Here is a 10,265-nt window from a genome sequence, read left to right as displayed (position 1 = left end):
CCGGCCGGGCCGGATTTGGCCGGGGAGTCAGGGGAGGGGGTCTGTGGGCCAGTTCAGGAGGCGGGAGCCCAGGGTGGCTGTTTGGAGGGTGTAGCGGTGGGCGGGGTTGGCGGGGTTGTGGCCCGTCAGGCTGTGGATGCGTTCCAGGCGGTAGGTCAGAGCCCGGACGCTCAGGTCCAGCCGCCGTGCCGCCTCCGCCGACACGCAGCCCGCGTCGAAGTAGGCGGTCAGGGTTTCGAGGAGGGGCACCGCTCCGCCCCGGCCGGACCGCAGGGGGCCGAGCACGGTCAGGACCAGGTCGGCCAGGGCGGCCCGGTCCCGGGTCAGCACGGGGTAGACCAGCAGGTCGGCGGCGCGCAGCAGGGGCCCGTCGAGGCCGAGCCGGTCCGCGAGGTCGAGGGCGCGCAGGGCCTCCGCGTAGGAGGCGGCCGCCCCGCCCGGGCCGGGGTGCGGCCGCCCGGTCGCGACGAGCCCGCCGGGGCCGGCACCCGCGTGGGCCAGCCGCGCGAAGCGGGCCGGGACCGCCTCGTCGTCGCCGGGCGCCACGCAGATGAGCCGGCCCTCCTTGACGGCGAGCAGGGCGGTCCCGGCCAGCGCCCGCTCCAGCCGCCGGACCTCCGGGCCGCCGTCCGCGTACGGGGCCCGGGCCCGGGCGACGGCCACCGTGTGCGTCGGGGCGGGGCGGAGGCCGAAGCGGTCGGCGTGCTCCGCGAGCGGGCCGGGGGCGCCGTGGCCGAGCAGGAGGGCGTCGAGGAACTCGCGGCGGGCCGCTTCCTCTTGGCGCTCCGCCAGCCGGGCAGCCCGCCCGTGGCCCTCGGCGACGGCGTCCACGGCCCGTTCCACCACGGTGGGCAGGGGACCGGGGGCGGCGGCCCGGCCGCCGAGCGCGGCGCGGGCGGCCGCCAGGGCGCCGAGCAGGGCCCCGAGGCCGTACCCGGCCCCGGCGGCGTGCTCGCCGAGGTCGCGGAGGGCGTCGAGTTCCTCGTCCGAGGGGCGCCGGCCGGTGGCCGAGACCTCCGCGAGCATGCGTACGTACCCGGTCAGGTACTCCTCGGGTATGTCCCGCCCCTCCGCCGTCACACCAGTCCCCGTTCCACTCGAAAAGCCCCATTCTTCCTCGCCGGAAGGGCAGTTCGGTGGCGGGTCCGGGAGACGACGCGGGTCAGAGGACCACGAAAACCACCGCCGCCGCCCCCATGAGGGCGGCGGCGAGGTGCATCACCGGGTGGCCGTAGTCCCCGTACCAGAGCTGGCGGGCCAGTCCGCCGAGGGCGGCCAGGGCGGTGATGACGCCGATCTGGGCGAACAGGGGGACCGCGGTGAAGGGGGCCAGGCTCAGCAGCACCGAGTTCAGCCAGAACGGTGCGGCGCCGGTCCAGCCCCGCCATTCCCGGATCGCGGACTGCATGTCCCGGTTCCACCCCTTCGCACCCGGCACGTCCGAAACCGGAGTGCCGTCCTCAACTCGTCGGCTGTACAGCCTCCTTGGGGGCGGCGGCCGGGGCAATAGCGCGTTCGGCTAGAAAACCGAAGGCCAGGCCGAAAGTCGTCCACACCACTGCCTGGATGGCCAGCGATGCGAGCCGGAACTGCCAGATCAGTGCCGCCGGGAAGTCCTCCGGCACCTCGTTGACCGCCGGCAGCAGCGCATAGGCGGTGCCGACGGCCGCCACGAAGGCGACCGAGGCCAGGACCGAGGCGTTCCAGTTGCCCAGGCGCGGCGCGAGCCGCCGGCCCAGGATCAGGGCGCCCGAGGCCAGCAGCACGCTCAGGGCGATCATCAGCAGGTAGAGGGTGGTCCGCCGGACGACCGTGTCGGGGTCGCCGACGGCGGGGGGATTGGCGGGGTACTTCAGGAACGGCACCAGTCCTACGGTGAGGAACAGCCCGCCGCTGACCAGGGCCGCCGTGGCCCGGGGGCCGAAGCGTCCGATCCGGCCGAGGGCGAAGCAGAAGACGAGCGCGGCGATGCCGCCGAGCGCGATGCCGTAGAGCAGGGTGCCGGTGCCGAGGCCGGCCGTGGCCTGGAGGGCCCGGCTGACCGGGGCGGCCTCGGCGTGGTCGTGGGCGGCCTCGCCGGCCTCCTCGATGGCGATCGCCGCGTCCACCTTGGACTCGCCGAGCAGGTACGCGACGAGGAAGGCGGCGACGCCCGCGAGCAGGCCGGCCAGCATGCCCCGGACCAGGAGGGCCCGGGGGGAGACGGTGTTCACGTGGGAGCTCCTTGCGTGATCAGCGGGGGATCAGCAGGAGGTCAGTGGCAGGGGAACCCGAGCAGGTGGCGGCCGTCGTGCATCCACTCGTGGACGGTGTCGCCCTGGAAGAGGGCGGCGGCACCCTGCTCGACGCCGACGAGGTAGAGCAGGAAGAGGGTCACGACGGCGGCGAAGGCGGCCCAGGGGGCCAGCGCGGAGAGCGAGATGGGGGCTACGGCGACAGGGGCCGAAGCGGGCACGGCGGAGTGGGCCATGGCAGAACCTCCAGGGGAACACGCGTCCCGGTCAGTGGTGCTCTCGTCGAAGGCGGACGGGTCTGACTTACCTCCCCCGTCGCCGCGGGAGGATTCACAGTGGCGCGACCGTGCCGGATTCTCACCGGTACTTCCGTCATACCTTCTTCATGTCGTCCGTGACGGTAGCGTGCTCCTGGCTTGAACACCACGGCGTGTGGCCGCCGTCTCACGCCCCGGGCGCACGCTTTACGCTCTTTTTATGTCCCTGACTGCCCCGGTGCGCCTGCAGCTGACCACGCCCCCGCTCGACGAAGCCGCCCGCCAGGGGCGGTTCGGGTACGCGCTTCCCTGCCCGGGCCACGAGGGCCTGGCCGGGCCGGACATGGGCGCGTGGTCGGGCCGGACCCTGGACGAGGTCGCCGCCGAGGACCCGGAGGCGGTCCGGCGCTGGCTCACGGAACCGGAGTTCGCCCCGCCCGGCGGCGGGGAGTCGGTGGCCGCGCTGATCACCCGTACGGGGGAGCACCTGTCGGGGCTGGAGCCCGGCCGGCACCACGCGGTGGTCGCGCAGGCCGTCGTACGGGCGGCGGTGGTGTCCGCCCTGGAGCTGCCGGCGGCGGCGTTCTGGCGGCTGGACGTGCGCCCGGACACGGTGACCTCGCTCAGCGGGCGGGCGGGCCGCTGGAACCTGCACCTCGGCCGGCCCCGGGAATGACGGCCGGCCCGGACCCCGCGACGCGGTCCGGGCCGGAGCCGGCAGGGCGGAAAGGGGCGTCAGGCCACGATCCAGTCGGAGGTGGCGATCACCGGCTGGACGCCGTCACGGTGGACGGTGCCCTCGATCAGGCCGTACATCCGGTCCGCCGCGAAGTAGACCTCGTTGTCGTTCTTGAGGCCGAAGGGCTCCAGGTCGACGAGGAAGTGGTGCTTGTTGGGCAGGTTGAGGCGCACCTCGTTGACCTTGGGGCAGTTGTCGAGCACCCGCTCGGCCATCTGGTTCAGGGTCTGCTGCAGCGAGTAGGAGTACGTCTCCGCGAAGGCCTCCAGCATGTGCTTGCGGACCTTCTTGTACGACCGGTCCCAGTCGTACCCGGCGTCGTCGGCGGCCAGCGCCGAGTGCGCCCAGCGGGAGGTGACCTTGGTGGCCAGGATGCGGTCGTACGCCTCCTGGAGGGTCGTGTACTTGTCCTTGATGAAGCCGTGGAACTCGGAATTGGTCGAGTTCATCACGGTCAGGTCCTTCAGCCCCGAGATGACCTGGAGGCCGGTGGTCTCGCTGTAGGTGACCTGTGCGGTGCGCACCTCCTGGCCCTTGCGGACGAAGGAGTGCTGCTCCTTGCGCGTCGGGACGGGGATCCGCTCCCAGGCGAACTCCTCGATCCGGATCTGCGCCTCGCGGATCGGGGCCTGGGAGGAGACGAAGTGCTTGGCGAGCAGGATGCCGAAGGCCTCGGGCGAGGCGATGCCGTGCTCCTTGCCGAAGGCGTACACCGTGTTCTTGGTGGTGTCGGTCGGCAGGCAGTTGGCGTTGTCACCGGTGAGGTGGACGTCGCGGAACTCGCCGCGCAGGGCGACCGAGACGTTCAGGTCGCGGATCTCGGCCCAGGAGCCGTCGCTGCCCTTGCGGGTCACGACGACGATGCGGTTCTCGGCCTTGCCGTACTGGTTCTGGCCCAGGACGTGCTTGCTCATGCTGTCTTCCTTCGGGTACTCGGGAACACGGAGTCCGTTGTTCTGGATCCCGTACGCCCGGCGTCCAGCGCCCGCCCCCCTGAGGGGGACGTCCCGCTCCCCGCCGTTCGGCCCCGGAGGGACCGCCCCGGGACTGACGTGCATCCCGGTCCGTAGGTGCTGAGTCGTAACTGTTGTACGGAAGTACTGACGGGATTGCACCATGTGTACGGGGGGTTGACCACCGCACGGAACCTCCGAACAGCGCCTCCCGGGCCTTGGGCGACCCCACAAGCACGCGGCTCAGGCCATGTGCGCGTCCGTGACGGCGAGGGCCCCGTCGAGGATCTCCAGCCCCTTGGCCACGTCCTCGGCCGAGATGTTGCAGGGCGGGGCGACGTGGATCCGGTTCCCGGCGAGGAGGGGCCACAGGCCGCCCTTCTTCAGGGCCGCCCCGAAGGCCGCCATGGGCGCGTTCTCGGCGCCCGAGGCGTTGTACGGGACGAGCGGCTCCCGCGTGCCCGCGTCCCGTACGAGTTCCAGCGCCCAGAAGGTGCCCAGGCCGCGGACCTCGCCCACGGACGGGTGCCGCTCGGCGAGCGCGCGCAGGCCCGGGCCCAGCAGCTCGGCGCCGGTGCGGGCGGACTGCTCGACGACGCCCTCCTCCGCCATCACGCCGATCGTGGCCACGGCGGCGGCGCAGGCCAGGACGTGCCCGGAGTAGGTCAGCCCGCCCGGGTAGGGGCGGCGGGCGAAGGTCTCGGCGATGGCGGAGGAGATGGCGACACCGCCGAGCGGTACGTAACCGCTGGTGACGCCCTTGGCGAAGCAGAGGAGGTCGGGGGTGACGTCCCAGTTCTCGGCGGCGAACCACTTGCCGGTGCGGCCGAAGCCGACCATCACCTCGTCGAGGATGAACACGATGCCGTGGCGGTCGCAGATCTCGCGGACGCCGGCCAGGTAGCCGGCCGGGGGCACGAGCACGCCGGGGGCGCCGCCGACCGTCTCCAGGATGATCGCCGCGATGGACTGCGGCCCCTCGAAGACGACCGTGTCCTCCAGGTGGCGCAGCGCGCGCTCGCACTCCTCGGCCTCGCTGCCGGCGTAGAAGGGCGAGCGGTAGGGGAAGGGGCCCCAGAAGTGCACGACGCCGGCGGTCGCGGTGTCGTTGCCGAAGCGGCGGGCGTCACCGGTGAGGTTGATCGCGGTGGTGGTGGCGCCGTGGTACGAGCGGTACGCGGACATCACCTTGGGCCGGCCGGTGTGCAGCCGGGCCATGCGGACGGCGTTCTCCACGGCCTCGGCGCCGGCATTGGTGAAGAAGATCTTGTCGAGGTCGCCGGGGGTGCGTTCGGCGATCAGGCGGGCCGCCTCGGAGCGGACGTCCACGGCGAAGCCGGGCGCGACCGTACAGAGCTTTCCGGCCTGCTCCGCGATGGCGGCGGCCACCTTGGGGTGCTGGTAGCCGATGTTGGTGTAGACGAGCGCGCTGGAGAAGTCGAGATAGCGGTTGCCCTCGTAGTCCCAGAAGTACGAGCCCTCGGCCCCGGCGACGGCGAGGGGGTCGATGAGCTCCTGGGCCGACCAGGAATGGAAGACGTGCTTCCGGTCGGCGTCTTTCACGGTGCGGAGGGCGTCGGCATCTGAGTTCATATACCGAGGGTAGTTGTCCAGGATGTGGACAGGGCGGTGCCTGGGAGCGTGCCGGGCCCGGGCCGGAGGCCGGAGGACTTGACGGATCGGGGCGCCGGTCCTCGACGGTCGCGCGTGTCCGGTTTAGCGTCGCCCGAACGGCCGCTCCACGGGGGAGAACGGCCGAAAACCCCTGGTGGGGGCCTTTCGCGTGTCTTCGGGACCCCGCTTGGAAGGCGGCGGGAGGCCCCCGCCGGGACCCTTCTCCGCGGTGCGGGCGGCACTCCGGCGGGGTTCTCGGGGGATTCCGGCGGTGCTGTGCCGCCGCTGTGGGGCTTCTGTGGTGGCCTGGTGGCCGAAACCGTGGGATTTGTCCATCCTGGTCGGGGGTAGGTGCGGCGCCGAGGGACTGGTGAGGCCGTAGACGGGAGTGCGCCGGTGGCGGAACAGACGCGGAGGCTGGTCCTGGGCGGAGCCACGGCGGGCGTCGTCACCCGGTGCCGGGACTTCACCCGGCACGCCCTCGCCGACTGGCGCTGGGCGCCGGGCTCCGAGGCCGAGGAGGACGTGCTCCTGCTGGTCTCGGAGCTGGTCACCAATGCGTGCCTGCACGCAGGGGGTCCGCGGGAGCTGGTGCTGCGCCACGGGCCGGGCGGGCGGCTGCGGGTGGAGGTGACGGACGACAGCCCCGAGCCGCCGAGGCCCCGGGCCGCGCAGGACCGGTCCCGGCCCGGGGGACACGGCCTGGTGCTCCTCAACCACCTGGCCCAGAGCTGGGGCTCCGCCCCGCTGCCCGACGCCGCCCGGCCGGGCAAGACGGTCTGGCTGGAACTGCCCTCCCCGGTTCCGGAGGGGTAGGGGGCCGCCCCCTGGCCGGCCGCCGCCGGGGCCCCGCCTCAGGCGCCGTCGAGGCGGATGCAGGCGAGGCGGTCGGGGTCGGTGAGGATGTCCAGGGCGGTGATGAGACCGCCCCGGACCGTGAAGGCCATCAGGGACACCGGGTGCCCGTCCGCGTCGAGGGCGAGCACCCCCGGGCCGCCGTTGACCAGCACCGCGCGGCCGTCCTGCGCGAACCGGGCGAAGGCGATCGCCTGGGAGGCGACCCGGCGTGCCCCGCGCAGCAGCGCGCCGGGCCGCCGGGTGCCGCCGTCGGACCGTGCGGTGATCTCCGGGTCGAGGACGGCGACGAGGGCCTCCAGGTCCCCGTCCCGGGCCGCCGACAGGAAGGCGTCGACGGCCCGCCGCACCCGGACCGGGTCGGTGTCCGGGGCGGGCGCCGCGCCCCGCACGCGACGCCGCGCCCGGCTCGCGAGCTGACGGGTCGCGGCCGAGGACTTCTCCACCAGCGGCGCGATCTCCTCGAACGGCACGGCGAACATGTCGTGCAGGACGAAGGCCAGCCGCTCGGCCGGCGCGAGGCTCTCCAGCACGACCATCAGCGCGATGCCGACCGAGTCGGCGAGCAGGGCCTCCTGCTCGGGGTCGACCCGCCCGGGGAGACCGACCACCGGGTCGGGCATCCGGAACGGGAGGTCCGCCGCGTCCAGGGACTCCTCGCGCCGGGCGGAGCGCGAGCGCAGCATGTCCAGGCACACCCGGCCCACGACGGTGGTCAGCCAGCCGCCCAGGTTCTCCACCGCGCCCACGTCGGTGCGGTTCAGCTTGAACCACGCCTCCTGCACGGCGTCGTCGGCGTCGCCGAGCGAGCCCAGCATCCGGTAGGCGACCGCCCGCAGGTGGGCGCGGTGGGCGTCGAACCGCCGCGCCAGCTCGTCCTTCTCGTCCACCCGTCACGTCCCCCGGTGCTGATCGCCGGCTGCGCCGGCCTTTCGGATCCCCCGGGGGACGCTAACCAGCGGTGAGCGCATGTCCCACCGGTGCGGCCGAGTTCGTCAGGTCGTGGCTACGCGCGTCACACCCACTCGCGCTGGGCCGCGCGCAGGCCCGCCTCGAAGCGGCTGCCCGCGCCGAGACGTTTCATCAGCTCCGCCATCATCCGGCGCACCGTCCGCAGCGACAGCCCCAGCTGACGGCCGGCGGCCTCGTCGGTGAGGCCGCTGCCCAGCAGGCGCAGCAGCTCCTTCTCCTGGCGGGTCAGGCCCCGGTCGTCACGGTCCTGGCGGGTGCCCAGCGGTACGGCCGACTCCCAGATCTGGTCGAACAGCCCGGCCAGGCCGACGACCACCCCCGGTTCGGTCAACTGGACCGCTCCCTTGCGGGTGTTCTCCGGGTCGGCCGGGACGATGACCGTCTTCCGGTCGAAGATGAGCATGCGCAGCGGCAGGGAGGGCACGGTGCGCACCTCGCCGCCCAGGTCGGTGAGCCATTCCGCGTACTCGGTGGTGACCGAGTCGTTGCGGACGCTGTCGAGGTAGACCGTGCGCATCCGGACGCCCCGGTCGAGGGAGTCGCGGTCGAGCGGTTTGCTGGCCTCGAGGCTGGCTCGAGACTGCGCGCCGCCGGGGTTGAAGGTCAGGCATTCGGAGGTAGCCTCGGTGGAGAGTTCCCTGATCCGGTTCTGCACCGACTCGACGCCGAGGAACTGCTGGGAGACGCGTTGGGTCTGGCCGGAGTAGAGCTCGCTGTAGGTGCTGACCAGCTGGGCCATGTCGGCCTCGCAGCGCGCCACCGCCTCCTGTCTGCTCTCCAGCTCCCGCTTGCGTTCGTTGAGCAGCTCGCGCAGACCCAAGGCCGGGTCGGCGGGCTGGAGTTCGTCACCGACGGCCGATCGGTGCAACAGGCGCAGATCGGTCAGTTTCTCCAGTGACCCGCGCACGTCGGCGGGTGTGAGGCGGAGCCGTTGCGCGATCTCCGCGACGCCCCATGCGTGGTTCGCCAGCATGAGTCCGTACACATCCGCAGTTTGCGCGTCCAGTCCCAGTAGTTCCAGCATTGTCGTTCCTCTTCGGTCCCCCGCCGCTCACTCTGCACTGAGCCGCGCCGATGCGGCCAACATATGAGACGCCGCAGGTGGATGGCTACTTCCGCGCAGCCTTCGTTGCGAGGTTGGCACCGAGCTGCCACGGGGTTCTTCCTGCCAGCCGATCTGCTTCCGGTCGGGGTCCGGCGTAAAGCAAGCTGGTTGCAGAACGAAGGAGCGGCCGGCGCCGAACGCCCGGTTTGGCTCTCGCTTTACGAACGCTTTCCAGGGGGAAAACCATGCTGAAGTTCCGTCGCGCAACCGGTGCCGCTTCCATTGCCGCTCTCGCCGCCGGCCTGTTCCTCTTCGGTGCGGCTCACACCACCGGTCAGGGTGCGGAAAACCGGGTCACCGTCGAGGCGGGGAACCAGAACTGGGACATCGTCTCCCCCGACCTGGACCACTGGGCGACGGCCTCCTTCACCACCTCGTACGACCTGAAGCTGGGCTAGTCGACTCGCATGCTTATGACCGCGGTTTCCCTGCGAGCTCCGGGCGCCGGGACGGCCGGCCCGCCGGATCCGCTCCTCCTCGCCTCGTTGTTGAGATCCGTGGCCACTCCCGCGGACGGCCTGGAACACGTGGCGGTCCGCCCTCGTGACGGGCGCGTCGAGCTCGTCCTGTTCCAGACCGTTTCCGAGGGACTGGAACCACCGGCGTCGGGCGACATCATTTGCCGCCGGGCACTGGAGATAACCCAACAGCTGAGTGGCTGGACCGTGGAAACCGAACGGTAGAACACGGCGCCACGGTTCATCCAGGGGATTCACCATGGCTATCAGCGTCATTGTCGGCGGAAGCCGGGTTCTCTTTCTCGAGGCGCTCGTCGAGGCCCTCAGGTCGGCCGGTGACATAGAGGTAATCGCCGCGGAAACCGACCCCCAGCACGTTCTCTCACTTGTCCACCGCCATTCACCCGATGTCGTCCTGCTGGAAGACACGCCCGTGGGCGATGACGTACTGCGTCTCGCGTCGGCGGTACGGGCCAGGGTGCCCGCCTGCGGAATCGTGCTCATGATGGCCGGAAACCGCCCCGCGGCGGTGGGCCGCGCGATGGCGGCGGGAGTGCACGGCATCGTTCCGACCGACACCGGCCTGCCCCGGCTCATCGCCACCCTCAAGGGCGTGGCCGCGGGCTGCGTGACGATGGCCCCGTCCCTGGCGAGCAGCGCCATGGGGCTGGGGATCCCGGGGGCCGGGCCGGGTACGAAGCTCAGCACCCGGGAGTCCCAGGTGCTGCGGCTCACCGCCGGCGGGGCCACCGTCAAGGAGATCGCGGCCGAGCTCTACCTGGCGGCCGGGACCGTACGCAACGTCACCTCGGCCTCCATCAAGAAGCTCGGCGGCCGCAACCGCTTCGACGCGGCCCGCATCGCCGTGGAGCAGGGCTGGATCTGAGGCCCCCGGCCCGGCCCGTCCCGGCCCGCCTCGCCGTGGCCGGGCCGGGTCAGGCCTTCCGGCCCGCCCGGAGCCCGCTGAGCGCGGTACCCGCCCACAGCACGGCCGCGCAGCCGAGGCCCGGGACGTACTGCCAGGCGTCCTTGTCCGCGCCCAGTCCCAGGACGGCGACGGCGGCGACGGCGACGGTCG

12 protein-coding genes are annotated in these 10,265 nt (G+C 72.4%); 4 read left to right on the top strand and 8 right to left on the bottom strand.

Features of this window, described 5'->3' with window-relative positions; all coding sequences use genetic code 11:
• Positions 1-27: 27 nt before the first annotated feature.
• From VR44_RS02255 to VR44_RS02240, 4 genes are all read right to left on the bottom strand, one after another.
• Positions 28-1,026: a PucR family transcriptional regulator gene (locus VR44_RS02255; protein ID WP_045945634.1), complete on the bottom strand. Its 999-nt coding sequence runs from the start codon at positions 1,024-1,026 to the stop codon at positions 28-30.
• Between the two features lie 136 nt (positions 1,027-1,162).
• Complete coding sequence (locus VR44_RS02250) at positions 1,163-1,408, bottom strand: hypothetical protein (RefSeq protein ID WP_045945633.1); 246 nt, start codon at positions 1,406-1,408, stop codon at positions 1,163-1,165.
• 52 nt (positions 1,409-1,460) lie between these two features.
• Entirely contained in the window at positions 1,461-2,213 is a 753-nt protein-coding gene (locus tag VR44_RS02245; RefSeq protein WP_045945632.1) for a CbtA family protein, read from the bottom strand.
• Between the two features lie 41 nt (positions 2,214-2,254).
• Positions 2,255-2,470: a CbtB domain-containing protein gene (locus VR44_RS02240; protein ID WP_045945631.1), complete on the bottom strand. Its 216-nt coding sequence runs from the start codon at positions 2,468-2,470 to the stop codon at positions 2,255-2,257.
• 241 nt (positions 2,471-2,711) lie between these two features.
• On the opposite strand from VR44_RS02240, the gene VR44_RS02235 reads away from it, so the two are divergent.
• Positions 2,712-3,167: a histidine phosphatase family protein gene (locus VR44_RS02235; protein ID WP_045945630.1), complete on the top strand. Its 456-nt coding sequence runs from the start codon at positions 2,712-2,714 to the stop codon at positions 3,165-3,167.
• Between the two features lie 59 nt (positions 3,168-3,226).
• On the opposite strand, the gene pucL is transcribed toward VR44_RS02235, so the two are convergent.
• Together pucL and VR44_RS02225 are read right to left on the bottom strand one after the other, a co-directional pair.
• Positions 3,227-4,144 carry a factor-independent urate hydroxylase gene (gene pucL, locus VR44_RS02230; protein ID WP_045945629.1) on the bottom strand — a complete coding sequence of 306 codons (918 nt, stop codon included), beginning with the start codon at positions 4,142-4,144 and terminating at the stop codon, positions 3,227-3,229.
• A gap of 282 nt (positions 4,145-4,426) precedes the next feature.
• Positions 4,427-5,776, bottom strand: a complete 1,350-nt coding sequence (locus VR44_RS02225) for an aspartate aminotransferase family protein (RefSeq protein ID WP_045945628.1) — start codon at positions 5,774-5,776, stop codon at positions 4,427-4,429.
• Between the two features lie 417 nt (positions 5,777-6,193).
• Between VR44_RS02225 and VR44_RS02220 the strand changes: the two genes are divergently transcribed.
• Positions 6,194-6,613: an ATP-binding protein gene (locus VR44_RS02220; RefSeq protein WP_052713431.1), complete on the top strand. Its 420-nt coding sequence runs from the start codon at positions 6,194-6,196 to the stop codon at positions 6,611-6,613.
• Positions 6,614-6,651: 38 nt separating this feature from the next.
• Here VR44_RS02220 and VR44_RS02215 read toward each other — a convergent pair whose 3' ends face one another.
• Both VR44_RS02215 and VR44_RS02210 read right to left on the bottom strand, forming a co-directional pair.
• Entirely contained in the window at positions 6,652-7,542 is an 891-nt protein-coding gene (locus VR44_RS02215; protein WP_045945626.1) for a sigma-70 family RNA polymerase sigma factor, read from the bottom strand.
• Between the two features lie 125 nt (positions 7,543-7,667).
• Entirely contained in the window at positions 7,668-8,648 is a 981-nt protein-coding gene (locus VR44_RS02210; RefSeq protein WP_045945625.1) for a helix-turn-helix domain-containing protein, read from the bottom strand.
• Between the two features lie 266 nt (positions 8,649-8,914).
• Between VR44_RS02210 and VR44_RS02205 the strand changes: the two genes are divergently transcribed.
• Positions 8,915-9,127 carry a hypothetical protein gene (locus VR44_RS02205; protein ID WP_045945624.1) on the top strand — a complete coding sequence of 71 codons (213 nt, stop codon included), beginning with the start codon at positions 8,915-8,917 and terminating at the stop codon, positions 9,125-9,127.
• A gap of 493 nt (positions 9,128-9,620) precedes the next feature.
• A complete protein-coding gene (locus tag VR44_RS02195; protein WP_245691587.1) occupies positions 9,621-10,073 on the top strand; it encodes a helix-turn-helix transcriptional regulator in 453 nt (150 codons plus the stop codon).
• Positions 10,074-10,265: the final 192 nt, after the last annotated feature.

The organism is Streptomyces katrae (genome assembly GCF_000966975.1).
Lineage (GTDB): Bacteria > Actinomycetota > Actinomycetes > Streptomycetales > Streptomycetaceae > Streptomyces > Streptomyces katrae.
The sequence above is the reverse complement of the archived record's forward strand: the minus strand, read 5'-3'. Positions and strand labels throughout refer to the sequence as shown.